Raw genomic sequence first — 18,807 nt, 5'->3', positions numbered from 1 at the left:
GGGCGCCGGGACGGGATTAGTTAGACACCTGGCTTTCGTACCCTTCTTTGATGTCGTCAAAGTAAGGCGTTATCGGGAAGCTTTTGCCGTAATCGGCGAGCGCTTTCGGGGAAATCTCGGCAAACAGTTTGCTCCAGGTCGCGTCGTCCAGCTTCGGTTTAACGTACTTCGCGTCAATACCCGGATACCAGTTGAACTGCTTCACAATCCCGTCGGCCTGCACTTCCGGACTGGTGGCTAGCGCAATGAACTCGCGCGCCAGTTCAGGCTGTGCCGCTTTGGCCGGGGTGACGTAATACATCGGCTGCCCCGGCATGCCCGGTGAAAGCAAGGCGAGCTTGATGGACGGCGGCAGTTTGCCCTGATCTTTCCAGGTGTAGAACATATCCACCCAGACCGGTCCCATGGCGATTTCCCCGCGGGTCAACATATCCAGCGTCCCGGCGTTGCCCGGCGTAAAGGTCACGTTCTTATTAAACGCTTTCAGTTTTTCGAAGGCCTGCGACCAGTTCTTTTCTACGCTCTTATCGTAAGGCAAGGCGGACAAACGCTGGGCGTCGGTGCCGTAGGCGTAGATCCAGCCGACGACAAAACTGACGCCGGACATGCCGTTTTTAATGCCGTTGTAGCCAAACGCCTGCGGGTGTTTCGCCGCCCACTCAACCAGCTCGTCATACGAGGCCGGTGGCGCTTTCATGGTTTCGCTGTTCCAGGCGATGGCCGTCTGGCTCAGGAACATCGGCATCACATAGCCGTCGACGTTCACCCCCAGCGCATTTTTCGCGTTATCTGCGGTGACCATGTCGCCCGTTTTAATTTGCTGGCGGTACTTCTCCAGCAGTCCTTTTTCCACCAGTTCGCCGCCCGCTTTCTGGTGCACCACGGCCACATCGATATCCCAGGTTTTCGCCCCGCTCTGCTGCTGAGCGCTAAGTTTTTCGATGATTTTATTCGAGCCTGCATCCCCCGGCCCGGTGCCGACGACGCGCACTTTCACCCCCGGATGCGCGGCCTCAAACTTTGGCCCCAGCCAGGTTTTGACGTAATCCACCATATTCTGGTCACCGGCGGTGGCCACGTTTAAAACGGTTTCCGCCTGTGCGCCATAACTTAAAAACAGCGCCGTGACGGCGGCAAGCCTGGTTTTAGTAAACATAATTACCCCTCAGAGAAATAGACTGGTTCAAGCTGTGTGGGACGAACTAAAAATATGCAGGGCTGACTCAGGCACATGCAGCCTGACTTTTGTATTCAGCGGCAAATTATCCTCGGAGTCGGCATGGAAAAGACGCTGCCGGCAGCGAATGGCATAGCGGTAGTTGTGGCCAATAAAAGCATTTTGCTCAATCACCCCTTCAAGCGTTAATCCACTCTCCGAAAATGATTTATTTAATGGTGAAAGCGCAGCATCCGAGCTTCTGAAATAGACTTCCTGTTCGCCGCTATTATTTAGCGTGGCCAGGCCCAGCGCATTTATTTCTTCCGCCGTAATACGGTTATCGGCTCCCATAAAATCAGCCACAAACGGCGTGGCGGGCTTTTGGTAAATTTCTTCCGGGGTGCCGGTTTGCTCGATTTGCCCATTATTCAGCACTACGATGCGGTCGGCCATCACCAGCGCTTCCTGCTGATCGTGGGTGACTATTACCGAGGTAAAGCCCAGTTTTTTCTGTAGCTGCTTGATTTCATGGCGTACGTTCAGCCGGACTTTGGCATCCAGGTTCGACAGCGGCTCATCCAGCACCAGCACATCTGGCTCTATGGCCAGCGCGCGCGCCAGGGCCACGCGCTGCCGCTGCCCGCCGGAAAGCTCGGTGATTTTCGCCCCGGCAAGCCCTGTCAGGTTCACCATCTGCAACAGCTCAAGCACTCTGGTCTGAATAGCATCCCGCCGCCACTTGCGGAGCTTCAGGCCATAACCAATATTTTGCTCCACCGTTAAATGCGGCCATAGCGCATAGCTTTGAAATACCATGGTGATATTTCGCTTTTCCGGCGGGCTTTGGGTGATGTTATTTCCGGCCACAACAATGCGGCCCTGCTTAACCGGAATAAACCCACACAAAGCGTTTAATAACGTTGTTTTCCCGCAGCCGGACGGGCCAAGCAATGCAATCATCTCGCCTTTCTTCACGGCAAGATTAATTTCTTTCAGCACCACCTTTTCGCCGTAACTAATTTGCAGGTGCGCCATTTCCAGGTAGCTCATAACGGTATCCGACAGGTTTGATTAAGTCTTTTTTGCTCTGAATGAACACGTGTTCATTTTGCTGTAAAAAAAATGAAACGCCGCTCAGAGATGATGTGAGCCTACTGTGGCGTGTCTTTGTGACACTTTAATTAACCGCGATAAATTTTTAGCGAGGGGCAATGAAAATCGACGTGCTTGGCTGCGGCAGCGCTTTCTCCCGCTGGCAAAATACTTCCGCGCTGCGGATTGTTGATGACGAAAACCGGCAATGGCTCATCGACTGCGGCCCTACCGTGCCCCGCGCGCTGTGGCAGCGAGGCGGTGGCATCAACGACATCGACGTGCTGTTTTTCACCCACGTGCATCCCGACCACTGCACCGGGCTAACGGCGCTGCTGAATCACTGGAAGAGTTTTGGCCGCCAAAAGCCGCTGGTGATCTACAGCCAGCCGGCACAGCGCGAGGTTTTGATGCAGCTGGCATCGCTCGCCAACTGGCCAGAACCTTCGCTCTGCTTCCCCATCGAATGGCGCGACAGCGAATCGGATTTCCACTGGCATCACTGGCGGGTTCGCACCGCCCCAACCCGCCATGAAATGCCGAATCTGGCGCTGCGCGTGGATATTAGGGAATATGCCTTGTTCTATAGCGGTGACGGGCGGCCAACCGACGACTCCATCGCACTGATGGCCGGAGTGGACCTGGCATTTCAGGAGTGTGCCTCACTGTCTGAACTGGCGGAGGACGCCTCCCACGGGGATTTCCCCGGCTGCCTGAAGCTGTTTACTTCGCTGGGGCTGCCGTCTCTGGGGTTGTACCACTGTAACGATGCCATTTTGCCCGCGCTGAAGCTGGCCTGCCGCCCTCACGCCGGGCTGTTCGTCAGCCATGACGGGCTGCAGTACGACTTCCATCAGCAGCGGTTTTACACTGAGGATTATTTGCCTTGAGTTCGTCGATACATAAACAAAGCGTGACTGCCGAAGATGTCGCGCGCCGGGCGGGCGTTTCGCGCGCTGTGGTTTCTCGTGCGCTAAGCAATAACGGCAGTATTTCCCCTGCCACGCGAGAACGCGTGCTGCAGGTCGCCGAAGAGCTTGGCTATCAGGTTAATTTTCTTGCACAGGGGCTTAACCGCCGACGCAGCCATCTGATTGGCGTCATCGTGTCTCGCATCAACGATCCGTTTCGCAGCAGTTTACTTGACGGTCTTCTCAGCGAAATTCAGCGCAACGGCTTTCAGGCTCTGGTGACGGAGATCCGCTCCGAGCAGGAGCTGGCGGAAACCCTGCGGCACTTCACGCAGTTTCGCGTCTCCGGCGTCATCGTCACTTCCGGCAAACCGCCCGAAGCGCTGGTGAACGAGTGTGTGCAGCAGCATATTCCGGTGGTCGGCATCAACCGCCAGCCTGACATTCCCGGCGTGGATTACGTCTGCTCGGATAACGCCGCCGGGGCGGTGCTCGCCGCTGAACAGTTGGTCAAGAGTGGATGCAAACACTTTGGCTGGCTCAATAATCACTCTTCTACCTGGGCCGGCAGAATGCGCGGCGAGGCGTTCCGTCAGGCGCTGATCGAACTTGGCGTAAACGTTGAGCAAAATATTGCTTCACTGCTTTGTGCGGAAGAAGGCTATGAAGGCGGCTGGCAGGCCGCAACTGCTGTGGAACAGATCCCGGAGGGTATTTTCTGCGCCAACGCCCAGCTGGCCTGTGGTTTTCTCGACGGGATGCGCCAGCGCGGCAAACATGCTCCGCAGGATTTTCAGCTGATCGGCTTCGATAACACGCCGCAAACGGCGCAGTACAGCTACCGGCTCACCACCCTTAACCAGGACGTGGCGGAAATCTCCCGGCTGGCGCTGGCTCATCTGCTGGAACGTGCCCGGATGCCTTCACAGCCTTCACGCACCAGTTGGGTGAAGGTCAACCTGATTCACCGACATACGTCGATTTCCCTTACTTAAGAGCAAAACATGACCGAACAACAGCAACAAGCGTTATGTACGTTAATCCGCGAAGCGGGCGTCCGCGCCCAGGCACTGCGCGATGCAGGCTTAAGCGTGGAGAAAAAAGGCCGCCAGGACTTCGTCTCCCAGGCGGACATTCTGGTTGAGCAAGAGATTAAAAACTGGCTGCAGACGCATTGCCCGCAGGATGGATTTCTGGGGGAAGAAAGCGGCCTGGTGGAAGGCGAGCGCGGCGTCTGGGTGCTCGACCCGGTAGACGGCACCACCAACTTTATTCTTGGCATGGACTATTGGTGCATCTCCCTCGCTTACGTCAGGCAGAACGTAATTGAGCTGGGGATTATCTTCGCCCCCGACCGCGATGAGTTCTTTTTTGCCCGGCACGGCGCGGGTGCCTTCCTGAACGGCAAACCACTCAAACTTCACGATCCGTCTCCGGAAAGCGTGGTCATCGGCCTGGGGCGCTCTAGTCGCGCGCCCGTTCCTCTTTATGCGCGCACCATAGAAGATGTGCTGAACGACGGTATGGAGTACCGCCGTTTTGGCGCAGGCGCGCTGATGCTGGCGCACGTTGCCGCGGGCCAGATTCATGCCTACTATGAGGAGCATATGAACAGCTGGGATGCACTGGCCGGGCTGCTGCTGATCACCGAGGCGGGCGGCAGCAGTAACGCGTTTCTCGCCAATGGTGGCCTGCTGAAAGGCAATCTGGTGCTGGCTGGGTGCACCAGCGTACAGGAAAGGTTAATGGCGCTGCTGGAAGGCACAGTTGATTAATTTCGGCCTTAATAGTCGCCACTTTACTTTCGGTGGCGGCATAATTGTTTCATTTTAAATAATGCCAGTAATTATTATTTAAGCATATATTTCGCACTCAATTCATAACACCCTTCAATAACCAACCCCTGCAATAAAACCAAAATTGCGCCAAGTCATTTTTTATTTATTTAATACAACAAAAAAATAGAAACTTTGATAAGTAGCACATACTCTATCCATCCTCTAAATATGGACATAGGTTATCTGTGGCTTTACATGGAAAGTTTGTTATTAGCGATGCCAATCACGCCTCCTTTAGTTTTCCCGGCGTGGGTACATTTCTTTCCTTTTCGGGTAATGGAGCTTATCTCAACCGGGGTGCTCGCGTAATAGCACCGACATATCAGAAACTATTTTATAGTAGTGGAACAACAAAGGATGATAATTTAAATGAAAAAGCATTTAACTGCTGATGTTATTATTGACGCATCTTTCTTAGGAGCTGATGGAAATCTTACTTACAATAGGATGGATAGAGCACTGGAAATTACTATGCATGGCATGATATTCAATGCTAATCATATGTCAGGCTTAACGCTTGCCAATAAGATTAAAAATGCAATAGAGAAAAGTGCAATTCAACATGATATTGACTGGATGATGATTAATGAAATCCGATTATATTGTTGCGCAGGTGGCTTCGGCGGGATATTTTCAGTTGCAAATGTATTAGCTTCACACCTCGAAAAGCCAGTGAGAGCGTATACTACGCGTTACTCGCCAGCAGGTACTTTTGGGGGGTACGAAAATAAAATGAAATGTTTCCAACCTAAACGAAAAAACGTTATGATCGATGGCGTTCACAAAGTATTATATTTTACTTCTGAGCATATCATTCTTCCCACTCGTCGTGCATTGAGATAAAAACTACAGAAATGCCACATACTTTATCAGTAAGCGAGAAGGTGAGTATCTGGCACTTCTGAAGATACAGGCATTGCTTGTACACACCATTTTTAAAAATTACAGATTAAATATTTCGATACTAAGCCTCTTAATGTGAATCAATGTTGTTCCCGTTAGTGGCCAATCGCAAAGTCTTCATCATTGGTTCGCCAGCGCAGCGGGGGCGACAGGCTGTAATTCCCTTCCCTAAGAAAACGACGCTGTTCAAGCTCAACTCGCGACGTATCTTCATGGGCTTTTTCCTCCCGCATAATCGTCACCCGGGCATCTAAAAACGCGTTCAGCCAGGCCTGCTCGCTGCCGCCCTGCACGGGCGTTTCAGCGACTTTTTTTGCCGCCGCCCGTATGCCCCCAAACGCCTCACGCTGGTAACCCGGCCCATGCATGACCAGCGCATCATAATAGATAAACTGCCCGAGCGTGCTCAGCCCGTCTTCTTTCGCTTGTTTGACGGCAGGCTCAAGATACTGCTCCGTCAGGATATCATCCTGCGCGGCTCTAAAGGCAGGATCGTTGGCGGCACTTTTCCAGGCGCGGACAAAATCAGGATCAAGTTCGGTATGGGCGCTGCTTTCTTCTTCCGCGAGCGTTTTCAAGGCAGGCAGATACCTAGCAAGCGGATTAGCCGCCCGCCTTGAAGTGTAGCGCTCCACAACGTCAAGCATATCGCCATTGGCGGAGGTAAAGCCGATAAGCCCGGCGGTGTAGCCTCGATCGTCGTCGATATCTTCTATATAGGCATACTGTTTTCGCCAGTCCAGGGAGGAGTTTTCCGCGCTGGACACCAACTGCATGGCGATCTCTCTTTTGGCGGGAGAAAGCAGATCCACGGCAAAAGCCTGAGACGCCAGGCAGAATCCAATCAGTAAAAATACGCCAGATTTTGGTGACAGCATCTTGTTCCCCTGAAAGAGCATTCGCGATATAGACCGGCGAGTTTCGGATTGGTTCTCAGATGGGGCGGTTACTTTGTCAAAATGACAGTATTCATTTACCTCTGGCATTCCATAACTTCCTCATATATTTAATAACGGCGAGAAACATATACAAATAAACATTAATTTCAATAAACACTCATAGTTTTGGTGAATATTTAAATGCCGGCACGAAAATTTCCACGAAAATGTAATTAAACATTCTTGTAAATAACGACAGTTATGATGATAAATATCATCAAATAGTCACTAATAAGTTGAGTAAACATTTTGTAGTGGCAAATTAATGAATGCGCTAATTCTGGCGTCTAGTATGGATTTCAAAAAATGACTAATAAAACTCTGGACATGAAAGGCCCCTATTCTTTCACACCCGAAGGAATTGACGAACAAATCACCGAAACCTCCCCAGGTAACTATGCCCTGGGCTACATGGACAATAAAAATTTTAGAGTTCGCTATGTAGGCCGCTCAGATACTGACGTATGCGATCGCCTAAAATCACATATTGGGAAACGCCCCAAATGCACACATTTCAAATATTCATATGCTAGCTCTCCCAAAACGGCCTATGAGAAGGAGTGCCAGAACTACCACGACTTCACCCCACCTGAGAATAAAATGCATCCTGACCAACCTAGTGGAAACACACGCCGCTGGGCCTGCCCTGAAGGGTGCCAATAATACTCAAAATCATATTAAATGATTTTTAAAATAAGGAATAAACATTATGATCAGGCAAAACGTAACCTCATCCAATATTCATTCGGTGGGTTATGACCACACATCAAATACCCTCGAAATTGCATTTCATAACGGTTCAATTTACCAATATATGCAAGTTCCCAACGCAATCCCCCTTGGCCTTCTCAGTGCAGGTTCAAAAGGCCAATACTTTAATCAACATATCAAAAATGTATATCCCTTCATCAAAGTAGCTTAAACATTAAGAGGAGCCATTCGGCTCCTCTCTTTCTTTCATTTCATCACAGTAGCAAACTGTTATCCCTTTTTCGTGCCCCTCTGTTTCTACACCCCGGGCGTGGCGCGGCCTACAATCGAGCCGAATAATTTGCTATGCGGAGTTCTGCATGTTCGGTTTAGACGCTTTTCACCTGGCGAGGATTCAGTTTGCATTCACTGTCTCCTTCCACATTATTTTTCCGGCTATCACCATCGGGCTTGCCAGCTACCTCGCGGTACTTGAGGGGCTCTGGCTTAAGTCTAATAACCCGGTTTACCGCTCGCTGTACCACTTCTGGTCGAAAATTTTCGCCGTTAACTTTGGCATGGGCGTAGTCTCCGGCCTGGTCATGGCTTACCAGTTCGGCACCAACTGGAGCGGGTTCTCGCAGTTTGCCGGCAGTATAACCGGCCCGCTGCTGACATACGAAGTGTTGACCGCCTTCTTCCTGGAAGCGGGTTTTCTTGGCGTGATGCTGTTCGGGTGGAACCGCGTTGGCCCGGGCCTGCACTTCTTCGCCACCTGCATGGTGGCGCTCGGGACAATTATCTCTACTTTCTGGATCCTCGCCTCAAACAGCTGGATGCAAACCCCGCAGGGCTTTGAGATCCACAACGGCCAGGTTGTGCCTGTGGACTGGCTGGCTGTGGTCTTTAACCCCTCGTTCCCTTATCGCCTGCTGCATATGTCGGTGGCGGCGTTTCTCAGCAGCGCCTTCTTCGTGGGGGCCTCCGCCGCCTGGCACCTGCTGCGTGGCAACAGTACGCCAGCCATTCGCACCATGTTTTCAATGGCCCTGTGGATGGCGGTGATTGTCGCCCCTATTCAGGCAATGATCGGCGACATGCACGGCCTGAATACGCTCAAGCATCAACCGGCTAAAATCGCCGCCATTGAAGGACACTGGGAAAACCGTCCCGGCGAGCCAACGCCGCTGCTGCTGTTCGGGCTGCCGGATATGGAGCAGGAGCGCACCCGCTTTGGCCTTGAAATCCCTGCGCTCGGCAGCCTGATCCTCACCCACAGTCTGGAAAAACAGGTACCTGCCCTGAAAGAGTTTCCGAAAGAGGATCGGCCTAATTCGCCGATTGTCTTTTGGTCGTTCCGCGTGATGGCTGGCTTAGGCATGCTGATGATCCTGCTTGGCGTCGTCAGCCTGTGGCTTCGCTACCGTGACCGGCTGTTTGAGAGCCGTCCGTTCCTGCACTTTACGCTGTGGATGGGGCCATCAGGGCTGATTGCTATTCTCGCCGGGTGGATTACAACAGAAGTTGGCCGTCAACCCTGGGTGGTTTATGGCCTGCTGCGAACCAAAGATGCCGTGTCTGCCCACGGGACACTGCAAATGAGCATCAGCCTCGCCGCTTTCTTTGTCGTATACATGTCGGTGTTTGGCGTCGGCTACGGCTACATGATCCGGCTCATCAAAAAAGGCCCTCAGCCGTTTGACGACCATCCGGCACCTGGCACCCCGTCCCGCCCGCTGTCTGCTGTTGCTGATTCACTTGAGGAGACGCGCTAATGGGCATCGATTTATCCGTTATTTGGTTTGTAATTATCGTCTTCGCCACCCTGATGTATATCGTGATGGACGGTTTTGATCTGGGCATTGGCATTCTGTTTCCGTTTATTCGCAGCGCTGAAGACCGCGATGTGATGGTCAACAGCGTAGCCCCGGTCTGGGACGGGAACGAAACCTGGCTGGTGCTGGGCGGGGCTGCTTTGTTTGGCGCTTTTCCGCTGGCGTATGCGGTTATCGTCGACGCCCTGACTATCCCGCTCACGCTGATGCTGGTTGGGCTGATTTTCCGCGGAGTCGCCTTCGAGTTTCGCTTTAAAGCCACACCGGCGCACCGCCCCTTCTGGGACAACGCTTTCCTGGGCGGATCAATTCTGGCGACGTTTTGCCAGGGCATTGCCGTCGGGGCCGTCATCTCAGGTTTTTCGGTCAGCGGGCGGCATTTTGCTGGCAGCCAACTCGACTGGTTAACGCCGTTCAACCTGTTCTGCGGTCTGGGTCTGGTCATTGCCTACGCTTTGTTGGGTGCCACCTGGCTGGTGATGAAAAGCGAAGATCCTCTGCAAAGAAGAATGCGGCATCTCACTCCGGCATTGCTGCTGGCGCTTTTGGCGGTGATAGCGGTGATTAGCCTCTGGACACCGCTTCGCCACGCGAACATTGCTGAACGCTGGTTCACCTTGCCAAATCTGCTGTTCCTGCTGCCGGTTCCGCTGCTTGTGGTGCTGTTCAGCCTGTGGCTTTGGCGTAGCGTTCGCTCGGCGAACAGCCTGCACGCCACGCCGTTTGTGCTGACGCTGGGGCTGATTTTCCTTGGCTTTAGCGGGCTGGGCATCAGCATCTGGCCAAACATCATTCCGCCCGGCATTACGCTGTGGCAGGCTGCCGCCCCGCCGCAAAGCCAGGGCTTTATGCTGGTTGGCGCGCTGTTTATTATTCCGATCATTCTGGTTTACACCTTCTGGAGCTATTACGTGTTCCGCGGGAAGGTGCAGCATGGGGAGGGCTACCACTGATGAAAGAAACCGCTAAACGTGTCATGTGGATGGTTATTCTATGGAGCGCCAGCGTATTTGCGCTGGCCGCAGTGGGGATGGGATTTCGTCTACTAATGACCGCGGCTGGCTTTAAATCTTAATTAGCTGAACGTACATCGTGGGGAGGCATATATTCTGCCCTCCCTCTTTGACTCTTCCTGAATCCACAGCAATGAAATTGATTTTCTTTAGAACTGTGCTAATTCTTTAATGCGTTAATGAGGAAAAACAGTTAACCGTCTCAATGAATATATTCAGAGGATGACAAAGATGAAATATCTGTTACCTGCTTTGGCTTTAACACTGTTAGTTTCGTCTCCTGCTTTTGCGGCAAAACAAATAACGCATGAAGAATCATCTGGTTACACCAAGGTTGGCGATCTATCCCTGACTCAAGATGGTACGCCGACCGTCGGGCATAAGGATTTGTCTAAAGAAGTAGATCAAAAATGTGAAGCGTCAAATGTGAAGCCTGCAGACTGTTTTTATGTGATTGTCGCCGCCACGGGTGATGAATCTAACCATAAAGACATTAATATCGAAGTTTTCAAAAAATAAATAATTGCGGGGTCCTTAACAAAGGACCCTTTTATTTTATTACTGCCTCTCCATAATAGCGCTCTGGCGCTTTCACGCCGCCCCACTTCACCTTCAAATCTCGCCAGTTTCGCTTTTCAGTCTCGGAGGTAAACCGGGGGTGATGGCTGGCAAGATAAGCTCTCAATGCCGGGTAAGCTTTTCTTTCGGCGAGGGACTGTGCATAGGCCAGCTGCATACCGGGAGAATTCATCACACCCTGCCGCTGAAGGTCGAGAATACGCCGGTCGCGCTCAAGGTGGAGCAAAATAGCGAACCACTGCTGGTACTGCTCTTCATTTAATGTGACCAGACGATCGTGCAGCGCAAATCCCCGGTCGGCAAAGTGCCATTTTTGCAGCTCGACAGCACGTTGGGTCAAACTGTTTATCAATGTCTGGCCCTGGGACGATGTGCGAAGCGCTTCATCATTAAGCTGCTGCAGGGCGATATCCAGCTCCCCAAGCCTGACGGCATAGTTTCCGACTTCGGCCCGGCATACGACCGACGGAGAACCTGCACACTCCGCATCAAGCGCCAGAAGCTGCTCTCGTGTTGCGATTATTTTTTCAGGACGAGGGATGGCATCCAGCGCCTGACGGATCTGCACATTACCGGGCGTTTTACGTAACTGCTCGTGTAATAGCGCGATCGCTTTATCGTTGTGGTTGAAATGGGTATAGGCTTCGGCAAGCCAGAGCGTCAGCCGGATACTCTCCGGTGCCAGTTTGTGGGCATGCTGAAAACTGTCGATTGCCCGCGACTCATTGTTGGCTTGAAGCGCTTTTTTCGCCCTGGTGATATGAGGGTAAACTTTAAAGTAGCAGTAGTCGCTTAGCCCGAAATCATCCCTTGAACCTTCTGTAGCCGCCAGCGCGTATCCGGCAATCATCAGGCCACAGGCCATCGCCGTCAGCCATTTCAGACACTGCCTCACGTTAATTCTCCTATAAGACTGGAGATTTGCAGGCTACTCAGCCCGGCGCTGTGCATCAGCCCACTCAATGAAGGCTGCAGTTTTTTCTGCTGTTCCAGCGCGTGATCGACCGCAGACTGCCCAACGACCCCTTCCTGTACGAGGAAATCGCCAAATTGCATATCGCTGCGTTCATAGCGCAGCAGTACAGCTTTCAGCACGGCCGCATCCAGATAGCTTTCGGTGATAAGCACCTCCGCAAACAAAATTTGCCCGGAAACGTACTCATGCCATAACGCTTCTGCCCGTTTCGGACTCAGCATACCCGCTGCCGCTGCTCTGGAAAGCAACGCGAATTGCCCGGTATTTTGCGCTTCGCCGTACCCGTGCCTTAGCCCAACCACAACCTCACCGCGAGGCACGATGACGTAGCGTACAGGTCGGCCAATCTTGCGTGCCAGCGCTGCCAGCGAGACAGGATCCAGCAAGCTTTCACTGGCGAGCACCAATTTATCTGGCTCTTCCCTCAGCGGCAGTACAGCGTAATGACGCGCCACCCCGGAAGGTAACTCAGCGATGAGTCGTTTATCGAGGCAGCGGCAATCCATACGCTCCATAGGGACACCAGCCTGTTCTGCCAGCGCCTGTGCAAGTTGCAGCACGTTGATAACACCACTTCTCAGCAAACGCCCGCCAAGTTTCAGGCCTGGAATACGCTGCTGTAGGGCCTCATCCAGCTGCGCCTGGCTAATCATGCCGTGTGTCATCAGTATTTCGCCCAACGGGCGCAGAGCCGGATCCCGGGGCAGCGTATGAGGAAAATCATGGCGCGTTTTATCCCAGGCCACACGGCGCGGATCGCCATACAGGAGCACCAGCCGGACAGCACGGCAATTAGCCATAAAATTGATCAGCGCGCCCCAGAATAATCGAGGAATGCTGAGCAATCCCTGCCGAAGTCCGTAAAAGCCGGTGACGAAAATAATACGCTGCAAAACACGGTTGCCCATCAGGCCAAGGTTGATCCACAGCAGGATAACGAACCACTCGTCACAGCACAAAATCGACATGAATTGCCAGGCGTCATCCACGGTGTGCTCATAAATCCATAGCCCGCCCAGCTGAATCGCTATCAGCATAACGCCAAAACCCAGAAAATTTACCAGACCGCTCTTTCTGTCTCGCCAGAGGAAATAATTTAACCTCCAGCTTGAAGTCCAGCGGTGCGTTTTGAACCCCTGGAAGACCGTGCCGATGATCCAGCGTGATTTCTGCCTTACAGCCTCGCGAAACGTATCCGGGAAATATTCACGGACGCAAACCACGTTAGCCCTTCGCCGTTGAGCCCCAAACGGCCTCTTCCGCTCATCAACGTTGTCCACCACCTGAACGCGGCAGAACGTCTCCGTCATGCCTTTTTTACGCAGGCGGAAACTGATGTCGTACTCCTCGCTCAGGCTTTGTGCATCGAAGGCCCGCCCCTCACCGTCCGCAAGGAGAGCAAGCACGGCCCGACGACTAAAGCAGGTTCCTACGCCAGCGCTGGGCACTTGCCCCGCCAGCGCTTCCCGGACGGGCACATCTTTACCCTGCAGTTCGGAAAACTCATCCAGATAACTCAGGCTGGTGAAGTGCTTCCAGCTGCGTTCAAGTGGGTAAACCGGAAGCTGAATCAGGTCATTACGGTCGATAAGCGAGTTAAAAAGCCGCAGCTCAAGCGGTGAAATAACATCTTCCGCATCATGGAGGACAAAGCCAGAGAAGCTAAAACAGGCGTCGCGCTCAAACTGGAAAACGGCATCCAGAACGTTGTTCAGACAGTCAGCTTTGCTTGTCGGGCCAGGCCGGGCGCAAACGACTTTATGCACGTTGGGAAAACGGGCGCAAACGTCTTCGACGTCGCGTTGGGTGGCAGCATCATTCGGGTAGACACCAATAAAAATATGGTAGTTTTCGTAGTCAATCGACGCCGCCGCAAGGCGGGTCATTTTGCCCACCACGCCCGTTTCATGCCAGGCTGGCACCAATATTGCTAATGGTTTTTCCTGAAGCTGAAGCAGCGTCTGGCGGCTGACATGCGGATATTGGTGACGCACGGTACAGGCGCGCCACAGGCGGCGAAGCCAATACACAGCGTCAATATAAAGGTCATCTATTCCACTGATAAATATAAGAATAGCCAAACCCATTGCGATTACTTTGACACCATAAAGATAGCTCGAAAAGTAATCCACCCACCCGTCCATGCCTCACCCCAGAGGTTAGTTGTCGTTTTTCTGGCGGCGTTTTTTTGTCACCATCAGAATGTTACCGGTATCATAGGGGAACAGAATATTCTGATAAAGCATCATGCTTCATTTATTTTTGATTTAAACCACAAACAAACTGGAGATTAACTTTCAAACCAGTTAAAGACTCTGGATTTAACAAATTAAACAGCCCATAAACATCAAGCGCGATGGCCGAGCCTTTTTGCTTTGCCGTCTTTCGAAAACCGTGCCGCCAGGTCAAAATAGCGCTCCGCAATCGCCGTTTATCCTGGATACAACCGAACATGACCTATAGCTGGCTAATTCTTGCAATCGTCGCCGAAGTGATTGCTACCACCGCGTTAAAACTCTCCGATGGTTTCAGCCGCCTGTGGCCCAGCGTCGTGACAATTCTGTTCTATGGTGTGGCGTTTTATGCGCTGTCTATCACCATGCGCACTATCCCAACCGGGATCATATATGCCATCTGGTCCGGTGCCGGCATCGTGCTGATTGGCATGATTGGCTGGCTTTTCCTCGGGCAGAAACTCGACTGGCCCGCGCTGGCGGGGATGGCGCTGATTATTCTCGGCGTGCTGGTGATTAACCTGTTCTCAAAATCCGTGGCCCATTAATGAAAACGGGCTGTCTTAAAAAGGCAGCCCGCGTCCGTCGTCAATTCTGCTCCGCCACCATAATGGCCATTGTGTCCGGCTCCAGCGCGCGAAAAATATGCGGCTGATCCGCCGGGTAACAAATATAATCCCCAACCCCCAGTTCTGCGGCAGACTCCGTCAGGCCGACCAGCGCCCGCCCCTGTGTCACAATCATATGCTCCACTGACCCCGGCGGATGCGGCTCCGACAGTCTGGGCGTGCCCGGCTGCGCTTCAACCAGATAAATATCGCGCCGCACGCCCGGCGGGCAGGTTGCCAGCAAAATAGCGACATAATTAGCCTGTTCGGCGGCAATGCGGCTGCCTTCTCCCCGACGAATAATCTGTGTTCTGGCACTTTGCGGTTCAAGCAGTGTGGCAAACGGAATATTCAACGCCACGCACAGCGCCCAAAGCGTTTCCAGGCTAGGATTGCCGTTCCCGGCTTCCAGTTGCGAAAGCGTGGATTTTGCAATCCCGGCCCTGCGCGCCACTTCCGCCAGCGACAGCCCTGCGCGCCCGCGTTCCCGCACCAGACTTTTAGCGATGGTGTCTATTGGCTGGGTCATACAACTCCCCCACTGTTCGGTAAAATGAACGATTCGTTCGCTTGATATAGTAGCAGATTGCGGTCATTATAATGGCGATTTCGTTCGATATGGAAACCATTAGATGATGCGCGAACACCTCCGCACCCTGCCCGGAGACACCAAAAAAGCAATATTTCTGGTCTGCCTTGCCGTCGGCGTGGTGGGTGTTTCCTACGGCTCGCTTGCGATGGCCTACGGATTCCCTCTCTGGCTGCCGGTTCTGGCCTCTTTTGTCGTACTGGCGGGGGCGTCCGAGTTTATGTTTATCGGCATTATCGCCAGCGGTGGTAATCCTTTTGCGGCCGCGATGGCCGGCCTGCTGGTTAACGCCAGACATATTCCCTTTGGCGTGGCCGTGCGGGAACTGGTGGGCACGCGCATGCTAAGCCTGCTGGGCTGCCATATCATGAACGACGAAAGCGTCGTGTTCGGCCTGTCTCAGGCCACGCCAGAAAAACGCAAAGCGGCCTACTGGTTATGTGGGGCTGGCGTCGCGCTCTTCTGGCCTGCTGGCACGCTGCTTGGCGCAGGCGTGGGCAGCCTGCTTCCCTCCCCGGAGGTGATCGGGCTGGACGCCGTTTTCCCGGCGATTTTGCTGGCGCTGGTGATCCCGGCGTTTAAAAGCCGTACCACTCTGGTTCGTGCCTCAACCGGGGCCGCCATTTCACTTGCCGCCACGCCTTTCGCCCCTGTAGGGCTGCCGGTGCTGCTTTCAATGCTGGGCCTGCTGGCGAGGAAAAAATAATGACCAATACATTCACCGTGCTTGCCGGACTGGCCGTACTGTCAGCGGGGACCTGGCTGATGCGCTTTAGTGGCGCAAAACTCGGCAGCAAGCTGGCGCTTTCCGAACGCTCACAAAAGCTGCTTAACGACGGAGCAACAACTCTACTGTTCTCTGTGGCGCTGGCAACCACCTTTTTTGAAGGTGCCCATTTTGCCGGATATGCCAGGTTTGCAGGCGTTGCCGTGGCCGTTGTCCTTGCCTGGCGCAAAGTACCGCTGATTTTCGTGATTATCGCGGCTGCACTTGTGACCGCCCTCTTGCGCCTGGCCGGTATTCACTGATGGGCTGCCGCTATTGCGCGGCCCTTCGCATATTCAGCCTTAACCACAGCGCAACAAAACGCCTTCCTTGCTCGTTTTTACTTTGCTGACAAACCTTTAAATCACTTTTGATTCGCCGAATAGTTTCGCTCTGGGATTATCGCTAGAGTAGCGAGGTTCCGTGCTGGCGCAGCCCCTCACCCCGGCCCTCTCCCCAAAGGGGCGAGAGAGAAAACAAACTGCGCATGGTTTTCATTCCCTCTCCCATCAGAGGAGAGAGAAAACAAACTGCGCATGGTTTCATTCCCTCTCCCATCAGAGGAGAGATAAAACAAACTACGCATGGTTTTCATCCCCTCTCCCTCAGGGAGAGGGTTAGGGTGAGGGGAAAAAAAGCAGCACCTTACCACCAAAGAAAAAACACCCATGAGGCGTGGCAAGATGGCAATAAAACAACCGCTCAACATTATCCTGTTATTAATTGTTACCGCACTCTTTTCCGGCCAGACCATGGCTGAACGCCACGGGCATGAATACTTCGTAGTGAAAGATATAGATATTCAGCTTAGCCACCAGGCCGACAGCGACGAACTGCGCCAGGCCGCAGAAGATTCCGCTGATGATTTTCGCGAACACCATCATGCGGTCACCCACAGACGGCCAGCCACCTATTTGCGTTAAGTCGATTTTCAACAATCGTTAGTAAATTTTCTTCGTTCTCATCCTTTATTGCCTGAGTTGTTATGAGTTTCAAGGCGCTGCGCGCGCCGCTAACAATCAGACAATAAAGGATAACACCATGCCATCATCGCCTCGCCAGAACACGATCGCTCGCGGTCTGGCATTAGCAGCAGCCTTTGCTGCTTTCAGCACCAGCGCCGCCCCGGTAAAAGGCGGGGAATTGGTCTACCTGGAACAACAGGCTCACACCAACCTTTATCCTCCGGCCGGGGGCTTTTACCCGAACGGCGGCATCCTGAACCAAATCACCGATAAACTGACCTGGCAAAACCCCAAAACGCTCGAAGTGGAGCCATGGATTGCCGAATCCTGGACCAGCAATGCCGACAAAACCGAATACACCTTCAAGCTGCGCCCTGGCGTGACTTTCTCCGACGGCACGCCACTGGACGCCAATGCCGTCGCCAAAAACTTTGATACCTACGGCCTCGGCAACAAAGCCCTGCGCCTTCCGGTATCTGAAGTGATCAACAACTACGATCACAGTGAGGTTGTTGACCCGCTGACCGTGAAGTTCTTCTTCAAAAAACCGTCACCGGGCTTTTTGCAGGGCACGGCAACCATCGGCTCCGGCCTGGTTTCCCTGAAAACGCTGGCGCGTACCTTTGACGAGCTGGGCGATGCCCGCAACATCATCGGTTCTGGCCCGTTCGTGGTGCAAAACGAAACCCTGGGCCGGGAAGTCGATTTGGTGGCACGCAAGGACTACCAGTGGGGGCCGAAAAACAGCCCGCAGCAGGGGCCAGCTAACCTCGACGGCATTAAAATTCTGGTGACGCCGGAGGACAGCGTGCGCATCGGCGCGCTGCTGGCAGGCCAGGCGGATTTTATTCGCCAGGTGCAGGCTTATGACGAGAAGCAGGCCACCGATCAGAAGTTCCCTATTTACGCAGCCCCAACCCGGGGCGTGAACGACGGCATTGCGCTGCGCCCGGATAACCCGCTGGTCGCCGACGTCAAAGTTCGCCAGGCGCTGCTGCACGGCACCAACGCTCAACAAGTTGTCGACACTCTGTTCTCCGCCAACTACCCGGTTGCCACTTCGGTGATCGCCAGCACCGCGGCGGGCTATGTTGACCTGCGTGACAAGCTGAAATACGACCCGGCGCTGGCCAACAAGCTGCTCGATGAAGCCGGCTGGCAAAAAGGCAGCAACGGCATTCGCCAGAAAGACGGCAAGCCGCTGGCGCTGACCATTTACGAATCCCTGCCGCAGCCGCAGAACAAAGAAGTGCTGCAGCTGGTTGCCCAGCAGTGGAAGCAAATCGGCGTGGGCCTGAGCGTGCGCGCCGGGGATGCCGGTAGCCGGGTGCTGGATACCAACGATCCGCAGAAAACCGGGGTTAACGTCATCGAAGTGGGCCGCGCTGACCCGGACGTGATCAAAAGCCAGTTCCACCCGGCCAACCGTGATGCCCTGCTGCAAAAAGGCGGCCTCAGCGCCACCTCGCAATTTACCGACGACAAGCTGAATGCCCTGCTGGTGGGGATCTCTTCCGAAGTGGATCCTCAGAAGCGACTGACGCTGGCGGGCGATGCCCAGCGCTATCTTATCGACCAGGCGTACGTCATCCCGATCTTTGAAGAGCCGCAGGTCTTTGCCGGCGCGCCGTGGCTGAAAGGCGTGGCGTTTGAAGCGGTTGGACGCCCGTCGTTCTACGCCGCCTGGCTTGAAAAACACTAAGGGGCAACC

21 protein-coding genes are annotated in these 18,807 nt (G+C 53.5%); 15 read left to right on the top strand and 6 right to left on the bottom strand.

Annotated features, from left to right (window positions below; all coding sequences use genetic code 11):
- Positions 1-16: 16 nt before the first annotated feature.
- Both LH23_RS16330 and LH23_RS16325 read right to left on the bottom strand, forming a co-directional pair.
- Positions 17-1,156, bottom strand: a complete 1,140-nt coding sequence (locus tag LH23_RS16330; RefSeq protein WP_039293333.1) for an extracellular solute-binding protein — start codon at positions 1,154-1,156, stop codon at positions 17-19.
- A 27-nt stretch (positions 1,157-1,183) separates the two neighbouring features.
- Positions 1,184-2,209, bottom strand: a complete 1,026-nt coding sequence (locus tag LH23_RS16325; protein ID WP_039293331.1) for an ABC transporter ATP-binding protein — start codon at positions 2,207-2,209, stop codon at positions 1,184-1,186.
- A gap of 161 nt (positions 2,210-2,370) precedes the next feature.
- On the opposite strand from LH23_RS16325, the gene LH23_RS16320 reads away from it, so the two are divergent.
- The 4 genes from LH23_RS16320 to LH23_RS16305 all read left to right on the top strand — a co-directional run bounded on the left by LH23_RS16320 (position 2,371) and on the right by LH23_RS16305 (position 5,843).
- Positions 2,371-3,141: an MBL fold metallo-hydrolase gene (locus tag LH23_RS16320; RefSeq protein WP_039293323.1), complete on the top strand. Its 771-nt coding sequence runs from the start codon at positions 2,371-2,373 to the stop codon at positions 3,139-3,141.
- 8 nt (positions 3,142-3,149) lie between these two features.
- On the top strand, positions 3,150-4,157 hold the full coding sequence (locus LH23_RS16315) for a LacI family DNA-binding transcriptional regulator (protein WP_197062522.1): 1,008 nt from the start codon (positions 3,150-3,152) through the stop codon (positions 4,155-4,157).
- A gap of 9 nt (positions 4,158-4,166) precedes the next feature.
- On the top strand, positions 4,167-4,937 hold the full coding sequence (locus tag LH23_RS16310; protein WP_039293318.1) for an inositol monophosphatase family protein: 771 nt from the start codon (positions 4,167-4,169) through the stop codon (positions 4,935-4,937).
- Between the two features lie 432 nt (positions 4,938-5,369).
- Positions 5,370-5,843, top strand: a complete 474-nt coding sequence (locus tag LH23_RS16305) for a hypothetical protein (RefSeq protein ID WP_039293311.1) — start codon at positions 5,370-5,372, stop codon at positions 5,841-5,843.
- 155 nt (positions 5,844-5,998) lie between these two features.
- Here the strand turns inward: LH23_RS16305 and LH23_RS16300 are convergent, their stop codons facing one another.
- Entirely contained in the window at positions 5,999-6,781 is a 783-nt protein-coding gene (locus tag LH23_RS16300) for a chitosanase (RefSeq protein ID WP_039293294.1), read from the bottom strand.
- A gap of 366 nt (positions 6,782-7,147) precedes the next feature.
- On the opposite strand from LH23_RS16300, the gene LH23_RS23550 reads away from it, so the two are divergent.
- The 6 genes from LH23_RS23550 to LH23_RS16280 all read left to right on the top strand — a co-directional run bounded on the left by LH23_RS23550 (position 7,148) and on the right by LH23_RS16280 (position 10,898).
- A complete protein-coding gene (locus tag LH23_RS23550) occupies positions 7,148-7,504 on the top strand; it encodes a hypothetical protein (protein ID WP_081946111.1) in 357 nt (118 codons plus the stop codon).
- Between the two features lie 46 nt (positions 7,505-7,550).
- Entirely contained in the window at positions 7,551-7,763 is a 213-nt protein-coding gene (locus LH23_RS16295) for a KTSC domain-containing protein (protein ID WP_039293292.1), read from the top strand.
- A 148-nt stretch (positions 7,764-7,911) separates the two neighbouring features.
- Entirely contained in the window at positions 7,912-9,306 is a 1,395-nt protein-coding gene (locus tag LH23_RS16290) for a cytochrome ubiquinol oxidase subunit I (RefSeq protein ID WP_039293289.1), read from the top strand.
- Positions 9,306-10,319: a cytochrome d ubiquinol oxidase subunit II gene (gene cydB / locus LH23_RS16285; RefSeq protein WP_039293280.1), complete on the top strand. Its 1,014-nt coding sequence runs from the start codon at positions 9,306-9,308 to the stop codon at positions 10,317-10,319. The genes LH23_RS16290 and cydB overlap by 1 nt, the downstream gene beginning before the upstream one ends.
- Positions 10,319-10,441, top strand: coding sequence for a DUF2474 domain-containing protein (locus tag LH23_RS23545; RefSeq protein WP_071842737.1), 123 nt, complete (start codon positions 10,319-10,321; stop codon positions 10,439-10,441). Before cydB ends, LH23_RS23545 begins: the two co-directional genes overlap by 1 nt.
- Positions 10,442-10,610: 169 nt before the next feature.
- A complete protein-coding gene (locus LH23_RS16280) occupies positions 10,611-10,898 on the top strand; it encodes a hypothetical protein (RefSeq protein WP_039293278.1) in 288 nt (95 codons plus the stop codon).
- 31 nt (positions 10,899-10,929) lie between these two features.
- Here LH23_RS16280 and LH23_RS16275 read toward each other — a convergent pair whose 3' ends face one another.
- On the bottom strand, positions 10,930-11,853 hold the full coding sequence (locus LH23_RS16275; RefSeq protein ID WP_039296779.1) for a tetratricopeptide repeat protein: 924 nt from the start codon (positions 11,851-11,853) through the stop codon (positions 10,930-10,932).
- Positions 11,850-14,078 carry a glycosyl transferase family protein gene (locus LH23_RS16270; protein ID WP_039293276.1) on the bottom strand — a complete coding sequence of 743 codons (2,229 nt, stop codon included), beginning with the start codon at positions 14,076-14,078 and terminating at the stop codon, positions 11,850-11,852. Before LH23_RS16270 ends, LH23_RS16275 begins: the two co-directional genes overlap by 4 nt.
- Positions 14,079-14,386: 308 nt before the next feature.
- Between LH23_RS16270 and LH23_RS16265 the strand changes: the two genes are divergently transcribed.
- Positions 14,387-14,716 carry an SMR family transporter gene (locus tag LH23_RS16265; RefSeq protein ID WP_039293274.1) on the top strand — a complete coding sequence of 110 codons (330 nt, stop codon included), beginning with the start codon at positions 14,387-14,389 and terminating at the stop codon, positions 14,714-14,716.
- A gap of 40 nt (positions 14,717-14,756) precedes the next feature.
- Here the strand turns inward: LH23_RS16265 and LH23_RS16260 are convergent, their stop codons facing one another.
- Positions 14,757-15,305: a helix-turn-helix domain-containing protein gene (locus LH23_RS16260; RefSeq protein ID WP_039293271.1), complete on the bottom strand. Its 549-nt coding sequence runs from the start codon at positions 15,303-15,305 to the stop codon at positions 14,757-14,759.
- Positions 15,306-15,411: 106 nt separating this feature from the next.
- Here LH23_RS16260 and LH23_RS16255 point away from each other — a divergent pair, with 106 nt between their 5' ends.
- The 4 genes from LH23_RS16255 to LH23_RS16240 all read left to right on the top strand — a co-directional run bounded on the left by LH23_RS16255 (position 15,412) and on the right by LH23_RS16240 (position 18,798).
- Positions 15,412-16,071 carry an AzlC family ABC transporter permease gene (locus LH23_RS16255; protein WP_039296778.1) on the top strand — a complete coding sequence of 220 codons (660 nt, stop codon included), beginning with the start codon at positions 15,412-15,414 and terminating at the stop codon, positions 16,069-16,071.
- Positions 16,071-16,394 carry an AzlD domain-containing protein gene (locus tag LH23_RS16250; RefSeq protein ID WP_039293268.1) on the top strand — a complete coding sequence of 108 codons (324 nt, stop codon included), beginning with the start codon at positions 16,071-16,073 and terminating at the stop codon, positions 16,392-16,394. Before LH23_RS16255 ends, LH23_RS16250 begins: the two co-directional genes overlap by 1 nt.
- Positions 16,395-16,814: 420 nt before the next feature.
- Positions 16,815-17,054, top strand: coding sequence for a DUF2554 family protein (locus LH23_RS23540; protein WP_071842736.1), 240 nt, complete (start codon positions 16,815-16,817; stop codon positions 17,052-17,054).
- Between the two features lie 118 nt (positions 17,055-17,172).
- Positions 17,173-18,798: a TIGR04028 family ABC transporter substrate-binding protein gene (locus tag LH23_RS16240; protein WP_039293264.1), complete on the top strand. Its 1,626-nt coding sequence runs from the start codon at positions 17,173-17,175 to the stop codon at positions 18,796-18,798.
- Positions 18,799-18,807 lie beyond the last annotated feature (9 nt).

It is taken from the genome of Cedecea neteri (genome assembly GCF_000758305.1).
GTDB lineage: Bacteria > Pseudomonadota > Gammaproteobacteria > Enterobacterales > Enterobacteriaceae > Cedecea > Cedecea neteri_C.
This window is presented reverse-complemented; position numbering and strand designations above follow the sequence as displayed.

Excerpts from the sequence above, each read along its gene's own strand:
- LH23_RS16330 (WP_039293333.1), bottom strand. The coding sequence starts at position 1,156 with ATGTTTACTAAAACCAGGCTTGCCGCCGTCACGGCGCTGTTTTTAAGT.
- LH23_RS16325 (WP_039293331.1), bottom strand. The coding sequence starts at position 2,209 with ATGAGCTACCTGGAAATGGCGCACCTGCAAATTAGTTACGGCGAAAAG.
- LH23_RS16320 (WP_039293323.1), top strand. The coding sequence starts at position 2,371 with ATGAAAATCGACGTGCTTGGCTGCGGCAGCGCTTTCTCCCGCTGGCAA.
- LH23_RS16310 (WP_039293318.1), top strand. The coding sequence starts at position 4,167 with ATGACCGAACAACAGCAACAAGCGTTATGTACGTTAATCCGCGAAGCG.
- LH23_RS16305 (WP_039293311.1), top strand. The coding sequence starts at position 5,370 with ATGAAAAAGCATTTAACTGCTGATGTTATTATTGACGCATCTTTCTTA.
- LH23_RS16300 (WP_039293294.1), bottom strand. The coding sequence starts at position 6,781 with ATGCTGTCACCAAAATCTGGCGTATTTTTACTGATTGGATTCTGCCTG.
- LH23_RS23550 (WP_081946111.1), top strand. The coding sequence starts at position 7,148 with ATGACTAATAAAACTCTGGACATGAAAGGCCCCTATTCTTTCACACCC.
- LH23_RS16295 (WP_039293292.1), top strand. The coding sequence starts at position 7,551 with ATGATCAGGCAAAACGTAACCTCATCCAATATTCATTCGGTGGGTTAT.
- LH23_RS16290 (WP_039293289.1), top strand. The coding sequence starts at position 7,912 with ATGTTCGGTTTAGACGCTTTTCACCTGGCGAGGATTCAGTTTGCATTC.
- cydB (WP_039293280.1), top strand. The coding sequence starts at position 9,306 with ATGGGCATCGATTTATCCGTTATTTGGTTTGTAATTATCGTCTTCGCC.
- LH23_RS23545 (WP_071842737.1), top strand. The coding sequence starts at position 10,319 with ATGAAAGAAACCGCTAAACGTGTCATGTGGATGGTTATTCTATGGAGC.
- LH23_RS16280 (WP_039293278.1), top strand. The coding sequence starts at position 10,611 with ATGAAATATCTGTTACCTGCTTTGGCTTTAACACTGTTAGTTTCGTCT.
- LH23_RS16270 (WP_039293276.1), bottom strand. The coding sequence starts at position 14,078 with ATGGACGGGTGGGTGGATTACTTTTCGAGCTATCTTTATGGTGTCAAA.
- LH23_RS16265 (WP_039293274.1), top strand. The coding sequence starts at position 14,387 with ATGACCTATAGCTGGCTAATTCTTGCAATCGTCGCCGAAGTGATTGCT.
- LH23_RS16260 (WP_039293271.1), bottom strand. The coding sequence starts at position 15,305 with ATGACCCAGCCAATAGACACCATCGCTAAAAGTCTGGTGCGGGAACGC.
- LH23_RS16255 (WP_039296778.1), top strand. The coding sequence starts at position 15,412 with ATGCGCGAACACCTCCGCACCCTGCCCGGAGACACCAAAAAAGCAATA.
- LH23_RS16250 (WP_039293268.1), top strand. The coding sequence starts at position 16,071 with ATGACCAATACATTCACCGTGCTTGCCGGACTGGCCGTACTGTCAGCG.
- LH23_RS23540 (WP_071842736.1), top strand. The coding sequence starts at position 16,815 with ATGGCAATAAAACAACCGCTCAACATTATCCTGTTATTAATTGTTACC.
- LH23_RS16240 (WP_039293264.1), top strand. The coding sequence starts at position 17,173 with ATGCCATCATCGCCTCGCCAGAACACGATCGCTCGCGGTCTGGCATTA.